Annotated in this window: 20 protein-coding genes; 8 read left to right on the top strand and 12 right to left on the bottom strand. The window is 68.8% G+C overall.

Going from position 1 to position 18,550, the window contains the following annotated elements; translation table 11 throughout:
- Position 1: 1 nt before the first annotated feature.
- From rpmF to QM568_RS03205, 4 genes are read right to left on the bottom strand one after another with little or no spacing between them, the layout of a single operon-like run.
- Positions 2 to 211, bottom strand: coding sequence for a 50S ribosomal protein L32 (gene rpmF / locus QM568_RS03220; RefSeq protein ID WP_013586329.1), 210 nt, complete (start codon positions 209 to 211; stop codon positions 2 to 4).
- A 2-nt stretch (positions 212 to 213) separates the two neighbouring features.
- Positions 214 to 762 (bottom strand): YceD family protein, encoded by a 549-nt coding sequence (locus QM568_RS03215; RefSeq protein WP_415135926.1) that lies wholly within the window; start codon positions 760 to 762, stop codon positions 214 to 216.
- A gap of 51 nt (positions 763 to 813) precedes the next feature.
- On the bottom strand, positions 814 to 1,314 hold the full coding sequence (coaD, locus tag QM568_RS03210) for a pantetheine-phosphate adenylyltransferase (protein ID WP_415135756.1): 501 nt from the start codon (positions 1,312 to 1,314) through the stop codon (positions 814 to 816).
- 51 nt (positions 1,315 to 1,365) lie between these two features.
- Positions 1,366 to 3,534, bottom strand: a complete 2,169-nt coding sequence (locus QM568_RS03205; protein WP_415135754.1) for an ATP-dependent DNA helicase RecG — start codon at positions 3,532 to 3,534, stop codon at positions 1,366 to 1,368.
- Positions 3,535 to 3,585: 51 nt separating this feature from the next.
- Here QM568_RS03205 and rsmD point away from each other — a divergent pair, with 51 nt between their 5' ends.
- Complete coding sequence (gene rsmD, locus QM568_RS03200; RefSeq protein WP_415135752.1) at positions 3,586 to 4,146, top strand: 16S rRNA (guanine(966)-N(2))-methyltransferase RsmD; 561 nt, start codon at positions 3,586 to 3,588, stop codon at positions 4,144 to 4,146.
- A gap of 7 nt (positions 4,147 to 4,153) precedes the next feature.
- On the opposite strand, the gene thiL is transcribed toward rsmD, so the two are convergent.
- A complete protein-coding gene (thiL, locus tag QM568_RS03195; RefSeq protein ID WP_415135750.1) occupies positions 4,154 to 5,143 on the bottom strand; it encodes a thiamine-phosphate kinase in 990 nt (329 codons plus the stop codon).
- A 23-nt stretch (positions 5,144 to 5,166) separates the two neighbouring features.
- Between thiL and QM568_RS03190 the strand changes: the two genes are divergently transcribed.
- Positions 5,167 to 5,637: a DUF3515 family protein gene (locus QM568_RS03190; protein ID WP_415135748.1), complete on the top strand. Its 471-nt coding sequence runs from the start codon at positions 5,167 to 5,169 to the stop codon at positions 5,635 to 5,637.
- A gap of 6 nt (positions 5,638 to 5,643) precedes the next feature.
- Here the strand turns inward: QM568_RS03190 and QM568_RS03185 are convergent, their stop codons facing one another.
- From QM568_RS03185 to QM568_RS03155, 7 genes are all read right to left on the bottom strand, one after another.
- Positions 5,644 to 6,726, bottom strand: a complete 1,083-nt coding sequence (locus QM568_RS03185) for a D-alanine--D-alanine ligase family protein (protein WP_415135746.1) — start codon at positions 6,724 to 6,726, stop codon at positions 5,644 to 5,646.
- Positions 6,632 to 7,756, bottom strand: a complete 1,125-nt coding sequence (locus QM568_RS03180; RefSeq protein ID WP_415135744.1) for an NAD(P)H-dependent glycerol-3-phosphate dehydrogenase — start codon at positions 7,754 to 7,756, stop codon at positions 6,632 to 6,634. Before QM568_RS03180 ends, QM568_RS03185 begins: the two co-directional genes overlap by 95 nt.
- Positions 7,746 to 8,504 carry a lysophospholipid acyltransferase family protein gene (locus QM568_RS03175; protein ID WP_415135742.1) on the bottom strand — a complete coding sequence of 253 codons (759 nt, stop codon included), beginning with the start codon at positions 8,502 to 8,504 and terminating at the stop codon, positions 7,746 to 7,748. Before QM568_RS03175 ends, QM568_RS03180 begins: the two co-directional genes overlap by 11 nt.
- A gap of 5 nt (positions 8,505 to 8,509) precedes the next feature.
- Positions 8,510 to 9,877: a UDP-N-acetylglucosamine 1-carboxyvinyltransferase gene (gene murA, locus QM568_RS03170; RefSeq protein ID WP_415135740.1), complete on the bottom strand. Its 1,368-nt coding sequence runs from the start codon at positions 9,875 to 9,877 to the stop codon at positions 8,510 to 8,512.
- Positions 9,878 to 9,956: 79 nt separating this feature from the next.
- A complete protein-coding gene (gene leuD / locus QM568_RS03165) occupies positions 9,957 to 10,553 on the bottom strand; it encodes a 3-isopropylmalate dehydratase small subunit (protein ID WP_415135738.1) in 597 nt (198 codons plus the stop codon).
- Between the two features lie 2 nt (positions 10,554 to 10,555).
- The gene (leuC, locus tag QM568_RS03160) at positions 10,556 to 11,989 is read right to left on the bottom strand and encodes a 3-isopropylmalate dehydratase large subunit (RefSeq protein ID WP_415135736.1); all 1,434 of its coding nucleotides are present in this window, start codon (positions 11,987 to 11,989) and stop codon (positions 10,556 to 10,558) included.
- A gap of 233 nt (positions 11,990 to 12,222) precedes the next feature.
- Positions 12,223 to 13,218, bottom strand: a complete 996-nt coding sequence (locus tag QM568_RS03155) for a TerC/Alx family metal homeostasis membrane protein (protein WP_415135734.1) — start codon at positions 13,216 to 13,218, stop codon at positions 12,223 to 12,225.
- Positions 13,219 to 13,401: 183 nt separating this feature from the next.
- Here QM568_RS03155 and QM568_RS03150 point away from each other — a divergent pair, with 183 nt between their 5' ends.
- The 6 genes from QM568_RS03150 to QM568_RS03125 all read left to right on the top strand — a co-directional run bounded on the left by QM568_RS03150 (position 13,402) and on the right by QM568_RS03125 (position 18,241).
- Positions 13,402 to 14,037 carry a TIGR00645 family protein gene (locus QM568_RS03150; protein ID WP_415135732.1) on the top strand — a complete coding sequence of 212 codons (636 nt, stop codon included), beginning with the start codon at positions 13,402 to 13,404 and terminating at the stop codon, positions 14,035 to 14,037.
- A gap of 61 nt (positions 14,038 to 14,098) precedes the next feature.
- Positions 14,099 to 14,656, top strand: coding sequence for an RNA polymerase sigma factor (locus tag QM568_RS03145; RefSeq protein WP_415135730.1), 558 nt, complete (start codon positions 14,099 to 14,101; stop codon positions 14,654 to 14,656).
- A complete protein-coding gene (locus QM568_RS03140) occupies positions 14,653 to 15,738 on the top strand; it encodes a DUF4349 domain-containing protein (RefSeq protein WP_415135728.1) in 1,086 nt (361 codons plus the stop codon). The genes QM568_RS03145 and QM568_RS03140 overlap by 4 nt, the downstream gene beginning before the upstream one ends.
- A gap of 97 nt (positions 15,739 to 15,835) precedes the next feature.
- The gene (locus tag QM568_RS03135; RefSeq protein ID WP_415135726.1) at positions 15,836 to 17,167 is read left to right on the top strand and encodes an acyltransferase family protein; all 1,332 of its coding nucleotides are present in this window, start codon (positions 15,836 to 15,838) and stop codon (positions 17,165 to 17,167) included.
- A gap of 121 nt (positions 17,168 to 17,288) precedes the next feature.
- On the top strand, positions 17,289 to 17,672 hold the full coding sequence (locus QM568_RS03130; protein WP_415135724.1) for a helix-turn-helix domain-containing protein: 384 nt from the start codon (positions 17,289 to 17,291) through the stop codon (positions 17,670 to 17,672).
- Positions 17,669 to 18,241, top strand: coding sequence for a putative toxin-antitoxin system toxin component, PIN family (locus QM568_RS03125; RefSeq protein ID WP_415135722.1), 573 nt, complete (start codon positions 17,669 to 17,671; stop codon positions 18,239 to 18,241). Before QM568_RS03130 ends, QM568_RS03125 begins: the two co-directional genes overlap by 4 nt.
- Positions 18,242 to 18,550 lie beyond the last annotated feature (309 nt).

The raw sequence follows: 18,550 nt of genomic DNA, 5'->3' as shown, positions 1-18,550 counted from the left end.
GTCAGACGTCGGCGACCTTGCGGCCCTTGTACTCGAGGAAGAGCTCGGTGCCCTGCGAGTCGGTGACGACCTTCGCCTGGTGCGGGCGGCTGTAGACGACCTTGCCGTTCTCGATGGTCTTGACGAGGGCAGGAGCCTCCGCCTTCCACTGCGCGCGGCGCGAGCGGGTGTTCGAACGGGAGACCTTGCGCTTCGGGGGGTTACCAGCCATGACTAGCTCTCTTCTTTCTCGGCGGCGCGGCTCTGTGCCGTTCCGTCCTGGTCTGTGATCTGCTGGAGCGCACTCCATCGAGGATCGATGGGAGTCTCCGGCTCTGATCCGGTGCTCACGGTCAGCTTCTCACCGGTTCTCGGGTCGAGACCCAGGCAATCCGGCTGACACACCGGCTGAAATGGAAGCGACAACACGGCCGCATCCCTGACCAGAGTTTCAAGATCCACGTGGTCGTCTTGAACCTCGAAGTCAGTTTCTTCCTCACCAGGATACGCGAAAAGCTCCTGGAACTCGACTTCGACGGGCCGCACGATCGGCGTGAGGCATCGACCGCACTCTCCGGAGTACTCGCCATCGGCGATTCCGGAGACGAGGATACCCTCGTGGACCGACTCCAGCCGCACGTCCAGATCGAGCTCGGAGCCCGCCGCCAGCGCCACGATCCCCTCGCCCCACTGCTCGGCGAGAGCGACGACGAGACGGTGTTCGCGCATCTCACCCGGGCGGCGGACGATGTCGCGGACAGGCAGGACGAAAGGACCATTCAGACGGGGACGCACCCCGCAATGCTACCGGCTCCGCCCTGGACGAGCGCCGAATCAGAGGCCCCGGGCGCCGGTGTCGAGGAAGGCGGCCACCGCCGGCGGAACGAACGGCGCGACGTCGCCGCCGAGGCCCGCGACCTGGCGCACGAGGGAGCTCGACACCATCGCGTGCGAGGGGTCGGGGAGCATGAACACGGTCTCGACGTCGGCCAGATGGCGGTTCACGATCGCCATCGGCGACTCGTAGGCGACGTCGACCTGCGAGCGGATGCCCTTGACCAGCACCCCCGCGTTCACCTCGCGCGCGTAGTCGACGAGAAGACCCATGCTCCACGAACCCACCACGATGTTCTCGCCGCAGCCCTCGTCTTCGGCGATCGACTTCTCCAGCAGGGTCAGGCGCTGCGCAATGGGGAGCATGGCCTCCTTGCCCGGATTGTGCACGACGAGCACGTGGAGCTCGTCGTAGAGCTTCGCCGCGCGGCGGATGACGTCCAGATGCCCCAGGGTCGGCGGGTCGAAGGAACCAGGGACGACGGCGATCCGGCTACTCACATCGACTCCTTCGATCGCTCAGCACGCGGCATGCTCCCAGCCTAAGGCACGTCAGTTCTTCGCCAGGGCCGCACGGTCTTCGTCGGACACCCGCCGTTCGATGGCCTCTCGGAGGCCCGGATGAGCGCGCAGCGCCGGGTCTGCTTCGAGGATCGACTCGGCGAGCTCACGCGCCCGCAGGATGAGACGGGAGTCCTTGACGACGCGCAGTAGACGCAACGAGGAGCGCGAGCCCGCCTGGGCGGATCCCAGCACATCGCCCTCGCCGCGCAGTTCGAGGTCGACCTCGGCGAGCTGGAAGCCGTCGAGGGTCGCCGCGACCGCGTCGACCCGCTCCCGGGCGATCGACCCCTCCTCGGCCTCGGTCACCAGCAGGCAGAGACCGGGCACTCCCCCTCGCCCGACGCGCCCGCGCAGCTGATGCAGCTGCGAGACGCCGAAGCGATCGGCGTCGAGCACGATCATCGTCGACGCGTTCGGCACGTCGACGCCGACCTCGATGACCGTCGTCGCCAGCAGCAGATCGATCACTCCGCGTGCGAAGGCCTGCATCACGGCGTCCTTCTCGTCCGACGGCATCTTCCCGTGCAGCACGGCGCGGCGCACTGATCCGAGCGTCGGATGCGTGGCGAGCGCCTCGTCGAGCTGCACCACGCCCCACTTCGGCCCTGTGCCGCCCTCCAGTGCGGGAAGAGCATCGGCCTCGCCGGTCTTCTTCGTCGTGTCGATCGCCGCGCAGACGGCGAAGACCTGCCGCCCCTGTGCGATCTCCTCGGCTGCGCGCTCCCACACCCGTTGCCACCAACCAGGATGCTCGGCGAGCGGTGCCACGAACGACTGGATGCCGGCGCGACCGGCGGGCATCGTGCGGATCACCGAGGTGTCGAGGTCGCCGAACACCGTCATCGCCACGGTGCGCGGGATGGGCGTCGCGGTGAGCACGAGAGCGTGCGGGCTCGAGCCCTTCGCGCGCAGCGCCTCGCGCTGCTCGACACCGAAGCGGTGCTGCTCGTCGACGACGACGAGACCGAGGTCGGCGAAGGTCGTCTTGTCGCTGAGCAGCGCGTGGGTGCCCACGACGATGAGCGCCTGCCCGGAGGCGACCCGCAGCGCGGCCTTCCGCCGTGCGGCTGCCGGCATCTGCCCGGTCAGCAGCGTGGGCATGACGAGGGGTGCGAGCGCGGGGCCGAGCATCTTCGCGATCGACCGCAGATGCTGCCCCGCCAGGACCTCGGTCGGCGCGATCAGCGCGGCCTGACCGCCGGACTCGGCCACCTGCAGCATCGCCCGCAGCGCGACGAGCGTCTTGCCGGAGCCGACTTCGCCCTGCACGAGACGGTTCATCGGCCAGGTGCCGACGAGATCGTGCGCGATCTGCGCGCCGACCGTGTGCTGGTCGGCGGTCAGCGTGTAGGGCAGCGCGGCGTCGAAGCGCTCGAGCAGGCCGCCGGGAGCCGCTGGCCGCGGGGTCGCCGACAGCGCCCGCACGGCGTCGCGCTGCTGCAGCAGCGCCGTCTGCATCGTGAGCGCCTCGTGCATGCGCAGGGTACGCACGGCCGGGTCGATGTCGTCGCGGGCCTTCGGCCGGTGGATCTGCTCGAGGGCCGCACGCGCCGTGAGCAGCCTCTCGCGGACCCGCACCTCGTCGGGCAGAGGTTCGGGGATCTCTCCGAGCCCGTCGAGCACTCGCCCCACGAGCTTCGCGATCTGCATCGATGCGAGGCTGGCGGTGGCCGGATAGATCGGGATGGGCACGGTCGCACGGGCGTCGGCGCGCCGGCGCGCCTCGTCCTCGTCGTCAAAGAGCTCGTATTCGGGATGGGAGAACTGGGTGACGTTCTTGAACTCGCCCACCTTGCCCGAGAAGATGCCGCGGCGCCCCGGCGACAGCTCCCCTGCGCGCCACTTCGCCGGCTGCTCGCCCTTCGCGAAGAACGTCAGCGCCATCTTTCCGATGCCGTCGCCGATCACGACCTCGACCATCCATCCGCGACGGTTGCGCATCGGGCGGGCGACCGACGAGAGCACCTCGGCGACGATCGTCACGTTCTCGCCGACTGGGAGCTCCCGGATCGGCGTGAGCTCGGCGGGGTCGGCGTAGCGGCGCGGATAGTGAGCGAGCAGGTCGCCGACGCTCTGCATGCCGAAGGCCCGTGTCAGGGACTTCGCGACGGCCGCGCCGAGAGCCTCGTCGAGGGTCGAGTCGAGCGTGAGCGGCATGATCCGAGTCTAGGGACACCCTCCGACGCCGCCGGCCGATATCGTGAACGGGTGACCAGGATCATCGCCGGCGCCGCACGGGGGGCGCGTCTCGAGGTGCCAGGCTCCGGCACCCGCCCGACCAGCGACCGCGTGCGCGAGTCGCTGTTCGGATCGCTGGGATCGGCGGATGCCATTCAGGGGGCGCGGGTGCTCGATCTCTACGCGGGCTCCGGAGCGCTCGGACTCGAAGCCCTCAGCCGCGGCGCCGTCGGAGTCGACCTCGTCGAACGCGGCCGCGCCGCCGCCGGGATCGTGCGCCGTAACGCCGCCGCGGTCGCGAAGGCGGGCGGCCTCGCCCTCGCGCGCGTGCACGAGGGCGCCGTGCATCCGTTCCTGCTGCGCTGCGCGAGCACCTTCGATCTCGTCTTCACCGATCCGCCGTACGATCTCGACGACACCGCGATGACCGCCGATCTCGTCGCACTCGCTCCGCTGCTCTCCCCCGATGCCGTCGTCGTCGTCGAGCGCGCGAAGCGCTCCGCCGCCCCGGCGTTCGCCGCCGCCGGCCTCGAGCCGCTGCGCGACAAGGTCTACGGCGACACCGCGGTGTACTGGGCGACGCCGCGCTGACGGCCGCTCACCCGGCGGCGGCGTCCCAGTCGCGGTAGGGGTCCCAGCCGACGACGTCGACGGGCAGGTCGTCGCACAGCAGCGCTTCGGCGCCCCGGAGGCGGACCTCGCCGATCCGGCGGAAGCCTGCGGGCAGAGCGCCCGCGGGGAAGGTCGCGAGCAGGGCATGGTCCTCGCCGCCCGCCAGCGCCCGCTCCGGGTCGCTGCCGAGGGCTGCGCCGTCGAGGGCGAGGGTGACATCGGATGCCGACGCCAGCCGTCGCGCGTCGAGGGCGAGCCCGTCGGAGACGTCCATCATCGCCGTCGCCCCCGCAGCGGCGGCGTAGGGGCCGAGCCCGACCGGCGGTGCGGGGCGCAGCTGAGCGGCGATGGCTGCGGGTTCCCCCTCTGCGAGCAGGGCCGGATCGACCGGAACCGGCTCGTCGCCGTCGCGGAACCGTCCGAAGAGGACGGCCAGTCCGTGCGCGGCGAGCCCCAGTTCCCCGGCCACGGCGACGACGTCGCCCGGCCGGGCCCCGGCTCGCGTCACGGCCGTGCGCCCCTCGAGATCCCCCAGGGCTGTCACCGCGATCGTCAGCACGTCGGACACCGTGAGATCGCCGCCGACGACCGCGCATCCGGGCGCCAGTGCCGCGCAGGCCTCGCGGAGTCCGTCCGCGAGGCTGGTGACGAACGACAGCCGGAGCGCGCGCGGCACCGCGAGGGCGACCAGCAGCGCCGTCGGACGCGCGCCCATCGCCGCCACGTCGGCGAGGTTCACGGCCGCCGACTTCCACCCCAGGTCGTAGCCCCCCGACCACGCCAGGCGGAAGTCGGGACCGTGCACGAGCGTGTCGGTCGTGGCGACGACGGATGCCGAGGGCGCAGCGATCACGGCCGCATCGTCACCGGGGCCGAGGATCGTGTGCGCTCCTGGCGCGGTGCGGCTGAGGATCGCGCGCAGGATCTCCCCCTCGGAGAGATCGCCGAGGCGCGGGTCTTCTGATCGAGTGGGCATGCTGTCAAAGGTAGCCTGGGAGCATGCTCCGCTCTCGCCGTCTCCTCGTCGCCACCGGAGCCCTCGCACTGCTCACCGCGCTCGCGGGCTGCTCGAGGACCGTGCACGTCGAACCGGCGGCCGCCGCCGACGATCCCGCATGCGCCGACGTGTCGGTGCTGCTGCCCGACGCCATCGACGACCTTGACCGCGTCTGGACCGATGCGCAGGCGACGGGGGCCTGGGGCGATCCGACGGTCGTACTGCGCTGCGGCGTCGACGTCCCCGCGCCGTCGGAGCTCATCTGCCAGACGATCGGCGGCGTCGACTGGCTCGTGCTCGCCCAAGAGGAGAAGCGTCAGCGCCTCGTCAGCTACGGGCGGGACCCCGCCGTCGAGATCATCATCAAGCGCGGATCCGACGTCGACTTCCGGGCGATCGTCGAATCGCTCGCGAACAAGATCCGTCCCGGCCTCCAGTCCGCGACGGCTGCATGCACCTCGCGCACCGGCTGAACGGACTCAGCGCCGCAGACCCGCCTCGATGAGCTCCGTGATGAGGTCGCCGTAGCCGAGGCCCGAGGCCACCCAGCACTTCGGGAACATCGAGATCGGCGTGAAGCCTGGCATCGTGTTCAGCTCGTTCACGACGAGATCGCCGGATGCCGTGAGGAACATGTCGACACGGGCGAGCCCGCGACCGTCGACGGCCTCGAACGCGCGGATGCCGATCTCCTGGATCGCGGAGACCTCGTCGTCCGTGAGCTCGGCGGGGCAGACGACGTCGACGCCGTCTCCGCCGAGGTACTTGCCTTCGAAGTCGTAAAAGCCGCGCGAGGTAAGCACGATCTCGCCGGGAAGAGAGGCACGAACGCCGTCGGCGCCCTCGAGCACCGCGACCTCGATCTCGCGCCCGGAGACGCCCGTCTCGATGAGCACCTTGTCGTCCTCGGCGAAGGCGACGGCAAGGGCCGCGTCGAGCTCGCCGAGGTCGACGACTTTCGACACGCCGACGCTGGATCCGGCACGCGCTGGCTTGACGAACAGAGGCAGCCCGAGCTGCGCCGCAGCGGCGCGGACCGCCGCGGCATCCGTCTCCCACTGCCGGGCGCGCACCGTCCGCCACGGCGCGACGGCGATGCCTGCCGCCTGCAGCGCGACCTTCATGAAGTGCTTGTCCATGCACAGCGCGGAGTCGAGCACGCCGCCCCCGGCGTACGGCACCTCGAGCGTGTCGAAGTAGCCCTGGATCGTGCCGTCCTCGCCGTGCGGTCCGTGCAGGATCGGCAGGACGACGTCGATCTCGCCGAGTCCTTCGACGGTCCCGTCGGCCTGGACGACGCGCAGCGTGCGGTCGCCGCCGGGCTCCGGCCACAGGATCCGCGTGCCGTTGTCGACGACCTCCGGCAGGTGCGCGGCGTCGAGGGGGAACTTCGCGGGGTTGTCGTCCTCGAGGACGAACGCGCCCTCGCGGGTGATCCCGACGGGGACCACCGCGTACCGGTCGCGGTCAATCGCCCCGAGGACCCCGCCCGCCGTTGCGGAACTGATCGAATGCTCGCTGGAGCGCCCGCCGAAGAGCACCACCACCGTCTGCTTGTCCATGGTTGGTCCTCTCCCCCTGGGGGGTCTCGTCGTCCGTCGTCAGGTGGGGTGCGATGTCGCGCGGGTTCATCTTCCCGTCGAGCACCATCTTCACCTGTTCGACGATGGGCATGTCCACCTCCGACTCGCGTGCGAGCTGCAGCACCGGGGCGACGGAGGCGAGCCCCTCGGCCGTCTGCTGCATCTGCTTCACGACGTCCTGGAAGCTGTACCCCTGGCCGAGCAGGCGCCCTGCCGTGTTGTTGCGGCTGAGGGGCGACTGGCAGGTGGCGATGAGGTCGCCGAGCCCCGCGAGCCCCTGCAGCGTCTCCGGCTGCGCGCCGTTCGCCACCGCGAAGTCGGTCATCTCCACGAGGCCTCGGGTGATGATCGATGCCTTGGTATTCTCGCCGTAGCCGACGCCGTCGACGATGCCGATCGCGACGGCGATGAGGTTCTTGAGCACCCCGCCGAACTCGGTCCCGATGACGTCGGTGTTCACGAAGGTGCGGAAGTAGCCGTTGCGCGCCGCGCGCGCGATCGTCTCCGCCGTCTCCAGGCTCCGGGAGGAGATCACCGCGGCCGTCGGCTGCTCCCGTGCGATCTCCAGGGCGAGGTTCGGGCCGGAGGCGACGGCGATGCGCTCGGGGTCGCAGCGCAGCTCCTGCTCGATGACCTGGCTCATCCGCAGACCGGTGGAGCGCTCGACGCCCTTCATGAGGCTGACGATGGTGACGTCGTCGTCGAGGAGCGGACGCAGCGCCTTGAGGTTCTCGCGCAACGACTGGCTCGGCACCGAGAGGTACACCTGCTCCGCGCCGTCGAGAGCCGTCGCCAGCTCGTGGGTCGCGGTCATCGTGCGCGGCAGGTTGATGCCGGGAAGGTAGCGGGAGTTGCGCTTGGCCTCGTCGATCTCGTGGGCGAGCTCGGCGCGACGCGCCCACATCGTCACCTGGGCGCCGCCGTCGGCGAGGATCTTGCCGAAGGTCGTTCCCCAGCTGCCAGCGCCGATGACGGTGACACGGGGAGCGTCCGGTTTCTTAGGAGTCAAGGCGTCCCGTCTCCTTCTGCCCGTGCGCGGCGGGGTTCCAGCGCTCCGCTGGCGCCTTCTCGGAGCGGATGTCCTCGAGCAGCGCCGTGATCGCGTCCATGAGCCGGGTCGTCGCCTCGTTCAACGCCGCCTGGTCGCCGGCGCGACCGGCGAGATCCGACACGTCGACCGGATCGCCGACGACGATGGTGACGGGCTTGCGCAGCGGCCAGAGACTGAGGCCCTTCTGGTAGCGGCCCATGATCTGCTGCGTGCCCCACTGCGCCATCGGGATCAGCGGGATGCCGTCGGCGAGAGCGAGCCGCACGGCGCCGGACTTGCCGCGCATCGGCCACAGGTCGGGGTCGCGGGTCAGCGTGCCCTCGGGGTACACGATCACACCGCGACCGTGCTTGACGAGCTCCTCGGACTGCTTCATCGTCTGCTTCGCGGCGGCGGCCGAGGAGGAGCGCGCGACGGGGATCATCCCGGTTCTGCGCAGCACCCACCCCACCACGGGAACCTTGAACAGGCTCTCCTTCGCCATGAAGCGCGGCACGCGCCCCATCCGCCATACGGCGACCGCGACGATGATGGGATCGAACTCCGAGTAGTGGTTGGGCGCGAGCACGAACGCGCCTTCGCGCGGGAGCTTGTCGGCGCCGATGATGCGCATCTTCGCCAGCAGCCCGACCAGCGGCACGACGAGCGCCGCGAGCGGCCAGAACAGGCTCGGGCGCATCTTCTCGGCAGACCGCGTGGTAGCCATCGGACTCACCGCAGGACGTCGAAGTCGGCGCCGAGCGCGGTGAGCTTGGTGAGGAACTTCTCGTAGCCACGGCTGAGGATGTCGACTCCGGAGACCCGTGACTCGCCGGTCGCCGTCAGCGCCGCGATCACGTGGCTGTACCCGCCGCGCAGATCCGGCACGACGATGTCGGCGCCGTGCAGGGGCGTGGGACCGGTGATGACGGCGGCCTGCTCGAGCTCTCGGCGGGCGACCCGTCGGGGCCCCGCCTGCAGGCCGTGCGGATGCACGACGATGTCGGCGCCCATCTTCACCAGCGCCTCGGTGAAGCCCATGCGGTTCTCGTAGACCGTCTCGTGCACGACCGAGCGCCCGCGCGCCTGCGTGAGCGCGACCACGAGCGGCTGCTGCCAATCGGTCATGAACCCAGGGTGTACGTCGGTCTCGACGACGACGGGCTTGAGCTCGCCCTCCCGACGGAAAAGAATGCCCTCCTCCTGGATGTCGAACCAGCCGCCCGCCTTGCGGAACACGTTGAGGAAGGTCAGCATCTCCTGCTGCTTCGCGCCACCGACGAAGATCTCGCCGTCGGTCGCGAGCGCCGCCGACGCCCAGGAGGCGGCTTCGTTGCGGTCGAAGATCGAGCGGTGGTCGTAGCCGCGCAGCCGCTCGACACCCTCGATGAGGATCACGCGGTTGGGCTCGTACGAGATGATGGCGCCCATCTTCTGCAGCACGGCGATGAGATCCATGATCTCGGGCTCGATGGCGGCGTTGCGCAGCTCCGTCGTGCCCTCCGCGCGGACCGCCGTGAGCAGGACCTGCTCCGTCGCCCCCACGCTCGGGTACGGCAGGTGGATGTTCGCGCCGTGCAGACGCGCGCCGCCGGTGGACAGGCGGATGCCGCTGGGCAGCTTCTCGACGATCGCGCCGAATTTGCGGAGCGCGTCGAGGTGGAAGTCGATCGGGCGGTCGCCGATGCGGCAGCCGCCGAGATCGGGGATGAACGCCTGGCCGAGGCGATGCAGCAGCGGGCCGCAGAACAGGATCGGGATGCGCGACGCGCCGGCGTGGGCGTCGATCTCCTCCATGTGGGCGGACTCCACCCCGCTCGGGTCGAAGACGAGCGAACCGGGCTCGTCGCCCGGCCCGACCTGCACGCCGTGGACCTCGAGCAACGAGCGCACGACGGCGACGTCGCTGAGGTCGGGGACGTCGCGCAGCGTGCTCGCGGTCTCGCCGAGGAGGGTCGCCACCATCGCCTTGGTCGCGAGATTCTTCGCGCCCTTGACATCGACCCGTCCGCGCAGCGGCCGTCCTCCGCGGATGGCGAGGACGTCTCCGGTGAGAGCGGATGCTCCGTCCGGAACTGCATCGCGCACGGGTGTCGTCATTCGGAGCCTCACTTCATTCACGGTTCTCGGGGCGGGTTCGTCCCTGACTCACCCGCCCCTTCCGTCGCTGCGCCGAGCGCTACTGAACGGGGAGGGTCCGGGGCCGCCACGACTCGCGGCGGGCCTCGAACTGCGCGATCTTGTCTTCGTTGCGCAGTGTGAGCCCGATGTCATCGAGCCCTTCGATGAGCCGCCATCTAGTGTAATCGTCGATGCCGATATCGGCCTGGACGCCGCCGATGACGGCGGTGCGCTCTTCGAGGTTCACCGTGATCTCGGTGCCGGGGTTCGCGTCGATCTCGGCCCAGATGCGCTCGAGGTCCTCTTCGCTGATGGTCGCGGCGAGCAACCCCTGCTTGCCCGAGTTCCCCCGGAAGATGTCGGCGAAGCGCGGGCTCAGGACGACCTTGAACCCGAAGTCCCGCAGCGCCCACACGGCGTGCTCACGGCTCGATCCGGTGCCGAAGTCGGGCCCTGCGACGAGCACCGATGCGCCCTGGAAGGCCGGCTGGTTGAGCACGAACTCGGGATCCTGCCGCCAGGCGTGGAAGAGCGCGTCGTCGAAGCCCGTCTTGGTGACGCGCTTGAGGAAGACGGCGGGGATGATCTGGTCGGTGTCGACGTTCGAGCGCTTCAGGGGAGCTGCGATACCGGTGTGCGTGGTGAACTTCTCCATGATCAGGCCTCCAGGTCGCTCGGGCTGGACAGGGTGCCGCGGATCGCGGTCGCGGCGGCGACCAGGGGCGAGACCAGGTGGGTGCGTCCGCCCTTGCCCTGTCGTCCCTCGAAGTTGCGGTTCGACGTCGACGCGCACCGCTCCCCCGGGGCGAGTTGATCGGGGTTCATCCCGAGGCACATCGAGCATCCGGCGAAGCGCCACTCGGCGCCGAAGTCCTTGATGATCTTGTCCAGGCCCTCTGCCTCGGCCTCGATACGGACCCGCGCGGAGCCCGGCACCACCATGACGCGCACCCCGTCGGCCTTCTTCTTGCCCTCGATGATCGAGGCGAAGGCCCGCAGGTCCTCGATACGGCTGTTGGTGCACGACCCCATGAACACGGCATCCACCGGCACCTCCTTGAGAGGCGTACCGGGGGTGAGGTCCATGTACTCCAGCGCCCGCTCGGCGGCGGCGCGCTCGTTGGGGTCGGCGATGTCGGCGGGGTCGGGGACGGATGCCGACAGGGAGCTGCCCTGGCCGGGGTTGGTGCCCCAGGTCACGAACGGCTCGAGCTCGTCGGCGTCGATGAAGACCTCGGCGTCGAACACCGCGCCCTCGTCGCTGGCGAGCGTGCGCCAGTAGGCGACCGCATCCTCCCAGTCCTGCCCCTTGGGCGCGTGCGGCTTGTCCTTGACGTACGCGAAGGTCGTCTCGTCGGGGGCGACCATGCCGGCGCGGGCGCCGGCCTCGATCGACATGTTGCAGATCGTCATGCGCCCCTCCATCGAGAGGGCGCGGATCGCGCTGCCGCGGTACTCGAGCACGTAGCCCTGCCCCCCGCCGGTGCCGATCTTCGCGATCACGGCGAGGATGATGTCCTTCGCGGTGACGCCGGGTTTCAGGGTGCCCTCGACGTTGATCGCCATGGTCTTGAAGGGCTTCAGCGGAAGGGTCTGCGTGGCCATGACGTGCTCGACCTCGCTGGTGCCGATGCCGAACGCCATCGCGCCGAAGGCGCCGTGGGTCGAGGTGTGCGAGTCTCCGCAGACGACGGTGATGCCGGGCATCGTGAGCCCGAGCTGCGGGCCGACGACGTGCACGATGCCCTGCTCGGCGTCGCCGAGCGAGTGCAGGCGCACCCCGAACTCGGCGGCGTTGGTGCGCAGCGTCTGGATCTGCGTGCGGCTGGTGAGATCGGCGATCGGCTTGTCGATCTCCCACGTCGGGGTGTTGTGGTCCTCGGTGGCGATCGTGAGGTCGAGGCGGCGCAGCGGCCGGCCCTCGGTGCGCAGGCCGTCGAAGGCCTGAGGGCTGGTGACCTCGTGCACGAGGTGCAGGTCGATGTAGATGAGGTCGGGTTCGCCGTTCTCGCCCTTGACGACGAGGTGGTCGTCCCAGACCTTCTCGGCCAGGGTGCGTGCGGGGGCGGATGCTGCAGCGGGGGTGTTCATCGAGTGTCTCCTGAGACTGGCGGTTCGGCCCGCAACGGACTCCGCGACGAGGAGGGCCTCAGAACGAGGTCTCGTCGCGGCCGCTAAGAAGGAGCACGATCCGCATGATGCCAGATTACCACTCGATGAGAGGTGCTCGTTGCGCCATGACACTCTGCGACGTGACGCACCTGCAGCACTTCGGCTGCTTCTTCTTCGCGCGCGGGCCGGGGCGTCGGCGGGCCGACCTCAGATCATTCTGACGGGAGCGCCGCCCGGCGCTCCCGCGCCGAGGCGATGAGGCTCGCGATGGTGGCCACGGCCATCGACGCGAGGATCACGGTGAGCGACATCCAGATCGGGATCTCGGGCGCCCATTCGATGTGGTGGCCGCCGTTGATGAACGGCAGCTCGTTCACGTGTATGGCGTGCAGGATCAGCTTCACGCCGATGAAGCCGAGGATCACCGCGATGCCGTAGTGCAGGTAGCGGAGGCGATCGAGGAGGTCGCCGAGCAGGAAGTAGAGCTGGCGCAGGCCCATCAGCGCGAAGATGTTCGCGGTGAACACCAGGAAGCTGTTGTGCGTGATGCTGAAGATCGCCGGGATCGAGTCGATCGCGAACATCAGGTCGGTGACGCCGATCGCCACGAAGACGATGAGCATAGGTGTCCAGACCCTCTTGCCGTCGATCACGGTGCGAAGCCTGTTGCCGTCGTACTCCTCGCTGATGTCGATCCGACGACGCAGCAGGCGCACGATGAAGTTCTCGCGCTTGACCTCGTCGTCGTGGTCGCCCTCCGGCATGGCCTGGCGGATCGCCGTCCAGATGAGGAACGCACCGAAGATGTAGAAGATCGGCGAGAAGTTCTCGATGATCGCGACGCCGAGCAGGATGAAGATCCCGCGGAGCACGAGCGCGATGATGATGCCGACCATCAGCACCATCTGCTGCAGACGCCGCGGCACGGCGAACTGCGCCATGATCAGCACGAACACGAACAGGTTGTCGATGGAGAGGCTGTACTCGAGCGCCCAGCCGGTGAGGAACTCGGTGGCGAACGGCCCGCCGGCGAACACCGACAGCAACCAGGCGAACACGAGGGCGAGACCGACGTAGAACGCCACCCACAGGGACGACTCCTTCGTCGACGGGATGTGCGGACGGAACTTCGCCAGCAGGAGGTCGCCGATGAGGATGAGGGTGAGGACGACGAACGAGCCGACCTCGAACCAGACAGGGATGTCCACGGGTGCACAGCACCTTTCGATGAGGGGTACGGGAAGAACCGAAAGTCTCTCCCCGCACAGTGTGCGCCGCGCGCCCGGAGCAGCTCTGTCGATGCTCGTGATGACGTTACGCGCGGATCCGGGATACTCCCTCTCGTTGCACCCAATGCTAACGGAGCGGGGGCGACATGGTGAAATGGTCGCGTGACACCGACTTCGTACACTGAGACCACTGGACGCAACACCACCATCGAGACGCCCCCGCAGAACCCCTGGGCCCGGTCGATCGCCTCGCTGATCTTCGTCAGCCGCTGGTTGCAGGCGCCTCTCTACATCGGGCTGATCGTCGCTCAGATCGTCTACGTCGTCGTCTTCATGATCGAGCTGTGGCACCTGATCAGCGAGGTCGTCCTGCACGGAGCCGATCTCGAGGAGTCCGTGATCATGCTCTCGGTGCTCGGCCTCATCGACGTGGTGATGATCGCGAACCTGCTCATCATGGTCATCATCGGCGGCTACGAGACCTTCGTCTCGCGCATCAACACCGACGGCCACCCCGATGAGCCGGAGTGGCTCTCGCACGTGAACGCCAACGTGCTCAAGGTCAAGCTCGCCATGGCCATCATCGGCATCTCCTCGATCCACCTCCTCAAGACCTTCATCGCAGTGGGAGACATGGACTCCGATGGAACGAAGACGGAGATCGGCAGCTACACACCCACCGGAGTCCTCTGGCAGGTCGTGATCCACCTGGTCTTCATCGTCTCGGCCCTGGCCCTCGCCTGGATCGACAAGATGTCGCAGAGCACCGCCAAGGCCACCCACGACGCCGCGCACTGATCCTGAGACGATCGGCCGGCAGCCGACACTTTCCGGGTGAGAGACACCGAACGGAACAACGATGCCCGCACAGACGAGTGATCAGAAGTGGGCGGCGCAGGCCGCGGCCGGCGACGAGAGCGCCTTCCGCGAGCTGTACCGCCTGTACGTCCGCCCGGTCTACTGGATCGCCCACGGCATCCTGGGCTCAGCCCCCGACGCCGAGGACGTGACGCAGGAGACGTTCGTCGCCGCCTGGCGGAAGCTGCGCGGCTTCGAGCTGCAGGGCGAGTCGATCCTGCCGTGGCTAGCGACGATCTGCCGCTTCCAGGCGGCGAACCGCCTGCGCCAGCGGCGACGGGATCAGGCGCACACCGCGGATGCCGTCGACGAGGCGCTGCCTGCGACGGTCAGCGTCGAAGAGCAGGTCATCACGGCCGCTCTCGCGGAGCGGATCGCCGCCGAGGTGGGCACGCTGAGCGAGCTCGATCGCGAGATCTTCCGCCTGTGCGCGGCCGAGGGGTACGCCTATCAGGCCGCCGCTGCGGAACTGGGCGTCAGCCATGCCGTGGTACGGAACCGTCTCTCCCGAGTGCGCACCCAACTGCGCGGTGCCGTGAAGGAAGCGAGCGAGGCATGACCGACAACACCACGACCCCAGGCCTCCCCGACCTGTCGGACGCCGCGATCGCCCGGATCGAGTCGGCCGTCTTCGACGAGATCGAGAGCGAGCGGCCACCCGCCCGGGTCGCCGAGCGCTCTCGCGCCCGACGCAGAGGCTGGCTCACCGGCGTCGGCATCGCCGCCGCCTTCGTCGTCGGCGTCCTGGCGACACCGCCCATCCTGTCCGCCGTCGGTGGCTCCGACTCGTTCACGGCCGTCGGCGAGGCTCAGCCGCTCAGCGACGGCACGATGCCGATGAGCGGCGGCGCGGTGGCCGACACGAGTGCGGAGAGAGCGCCCCTGGCGGGCGCCGACAGCGCTCTGCCGGGCGCCGCCTCCGACGCCGGGCGCGAGATCATCTCCACGGCGAACGCGACCGTGGAGGTCGAGGACGTCGCCGACGCGGTCGCCGAGATCAGCGCGCTGGCCGAGGCTCACGGCGGCTACGCCGAGAGCACGGACGTCGGCAAGAGCACGTCGGTGTACGGCACCGAGGATTCCCTCCCCGCCGACAGCGGCTACGGCTGGATCAGCATCCGCATCCCTTCAGCGGAGCTCCCCGCCGTGATCGACGAGCTCGCCGATACCGGAGACATCCTGTCGAGCTCGATCTCTCGGCAGGATGTCACCTCGACGTCGATCGATCTGAAGGCCCGTGTGGAGGCGCTGACAGCGTCCGTCCAGCGTCTCACCGAGTTGATGTCGCAGTCCGGCTCCGTGTCGGAGCTCATCGAAGCCGAAGTCGCGCTGACCGATCGTCAGGCCGAGCTCCAGTCGTACCAGCAGCAGCTCGACGCTCTCGAGGACCAGGTCGCCATGTCGACCCTCCAGGTGCAGCTGACGAGCCCCGCCGCCGTGCCCACGGCCGATCCCGCCGGGTTCGGCGACGGTCTCGCCGCCGGCTGGAACGGCCTCGTGGTCTCGCTGAACGCGCTCGTGATCGCCCTCGGGTTCATTATTCCCTGGGCCGCAGTGGCCGCGGTGATCCTCCTCCTCGTGCGGTGGATCCGCCGCACACGTCGCAACCGCCGGGCGGCGGAAGCCGCCCAGAAGTCCTGAGCCACCGGCATCCGAATGGCCGCTCCCCCGTTGTGGGAGCGGCCATTTCGTCGATTCTCCGGGGGATGCTGCAGCCGCCGTCGCTAGAGTGATCGGCATGAGCACCGCAGCCGGGTCGACGACGACCCGATCCGCACCGGCCGGACGCGACCTCACTCTGGACCTCGCCCGCGTCGCCTGCGTCCTGCTCGTCGTCTTCGTGCACATCCTCTTCACCGGCGTGGGGCGATCCGCCGACGGCGCGCTGCTCATCGAGCGCACGGTCGAACTGCAGCCGTGGTTCACCGCCGTCTCCTGGGTCGCGAACATCATGCCGCTCTTCTTCGTCGTCGGTGGGTTCGCCGCCCGCGCGGGATGGCGCTCGGCATCCGTCCGCGGCGACACAGCCGACGACTTCGTGCGGGTGCGCCTGGGGCGTCTCGCGCGCCCGGCAGTGGTGCTGTTCGCCGTCTTCAGCGTCGCGCTCGGCGCCACCCGCCTCCTCGGGATCGATCCGGCGCTCGTCGACACGATCGCGATCGGGGTCGGGTCGCCGCTGTGGTTCCTCGCCGCCTACATGATCGTGCAGGCCGCAGCACCGTTCATGATGCGGCTGCACCACCGGCACGGCGCTCTCGTGCTGCTTGCGCTGCTCCTCGCGGCGCTGGCCGTCGACGCGTTCCGCTTCGCGTTCATCGGCGGCGTTCTCGGCATCGACCCCGTCCCTCCCACCGGGTACGGGATCGGGCAGGAGCTCTTCGGCATCCCGAACATCGCCTTCGTCTGGCTGTTCGCGCAGCAGGTCGGGTTCTTCCTCTTCGACGGCTGGTTCGCGAAGCGCACGTGGCCGCAGCTGATCGGGCTGGTGATCGGCGGCTATCTGGCGCTGTGGGCGCTCGTGTCCCTCGGCGGATACTCGTGGAGCATGCTCGGCAATCAGTGGCCGCCCACCGCGCCGATGGCGGTGCTCGCCGTCGTCCAGGCGTCCGCTCTGACGCTGCTGCATCGTCCGCTGACCGCGCTGATGCGGACGAAGGGCGCGCAGGGCGCCGTCTTCCTCGTCGGCTCGCGACTCATGACGATCTACCTGTGGCACCTGCCGATGATCATGGTCCTGATCGGCATCGAACTCGTCCTTCCCCTGCCGCTGCCCGCGCCGGGAAGCCCGGTGTGGTGGTGGACCAGGCCCCTGTTCCTCGTGATCGTGCTCGCCGCGGTATGGCTGCTGTCGCTGTGGCTGGTCCGCTACGAGAGCGCGCCGGCTGCCGGCATCCGCCGTTTTCCCGGCTCAGGTGCGACCGTCGCGGCCGTCCTGCTGTTCGTCTCCCCGGTGATCGCGATCACCGCGTACGGACTCGACTTCCTCCTCGCCGCCATCGCCCTCGTGTGCACGCTGGCTGCGCTGTGGCTGACCGGGGCGAGACGGAAAGACCCACGGCGCCGCTCGTGAGGAATGCGAAAAGGTTGGCCTGAGCAGGAGTCTTCATTCCGATGACCCCAGCCCCGCTGCTGCCTCGGAGTGGCGATTGCCAACCGATTGTCGTTATTGCAGTTAGACGTAGAATGGCACCATGACAATGCGCGCACTCGTCACCACTCTCGATCCGGTCGACCCTGCCGTTCGCTCGGACGCCAAGAGCCTCGCGGAGCGGCTGCACGGCGATACTCCGGTCGAGTCTGCGGTGCGCTCGATGCTCGATGACGTTGCGCACGGCGCACGCATTGTCGTGTTGCGCACCGATGATGAACTCACTCCATCACAAGCGGCCGAGCTGATGGGCGTTACGCGGCAGTTCGTTGATCGGCTCTGCGCAGACGGAGTGCTGGCGTACCGTCGACTGCCAGGTAGTCGCCACCGCCGCATCCGAGTACAAGACGTGATCAACGAGATCGCCGAACGCGACCAGATTCGCCGAGGTGCCGCCGCTATCCGCGAAGCGCTCGGTAACCCGTGACCCGACTACAACGGGTCTTCATCGACACGAGCGAGCTCTTCCCGTTCACGATCATGGACGCGCTGCTGAACCTTGCTGAAGACCGGTTGTTCATCTGGGTCTGGACAGACGAGTTGCTGGACGAGTGGGAGGAAGTCATCGTGCGTGAGGGGACGCGCACGCCCGAGTCGGCGCGCTCGGTCACAAAGGCGGTACAGACGTACTTTGGTCGATACCGCATCGCACCAGAGATCTATGGAGGCAATGTGACCGACGATCTCTCCCCCGACCCCGGCGACCGCACCCACGCGGCCGCGTGCATCCACGGCGATGTCGATGTGCTCCTGACCCGCAATCTCAAAGACTTCCGAGCCCCGGCCATCGCTCAGGCTGGTGTGCAGGTGATGACCTCCGACACCTTCCTCAGCCAACTGCTGTCGCACCGTCACCAGGCAGTCGTCGAGTCGTTCACTCGTGCCGCATACTCGAAGAAGAATCCGCCCGTGACGTCGGCAGAACTGGCTGATGCAATCGCACGCGCAGGAGCGCCGCAGTTCGCCGAACGCCTCCGGCCGCACCTGATGGAGTGAGCACGCTGGGCGTAGTGCTCGGCGCGGCTCTTGGCGCTCACGCGGTTTCGGGAGTCTCGATAGATCGCCTGGCGGAGCCCGTGTCGCTCGCCCATCTGCTTCCTTGGGTCAAGTCCCGTTTCGTGGTGTAGCTCTGGGTTGTTTCCTGGGTGGGTGTTGGGTCAGGCGGTGGGGTGGAGTTCGGGACTGCTGCACGAGTAGGTGACATTTGATCTGGCTTGCCCGGGAGGGTGGGCCTGGAAGGATGTTGCTGTGCCCAAGCCCTATCCCACCGAGTTTCGTGACGACGTCGTGCGCGTCGCCGGGCAT

It is taken from the genome of Microbacterium sp. (assembly GCF_047607465.1).
Taxonomy (GTDB): domain Bacteria; phylum Actinomycetota; class Actinomycetes; order Actinomycetales; family Microbacteriaceae; genus Microbacterium.
The sequence above is the reverse complement of the archived record's forward strand: the minus strand, read 5'-3'. Positions and strand labels throughout refer to the sequence as shown.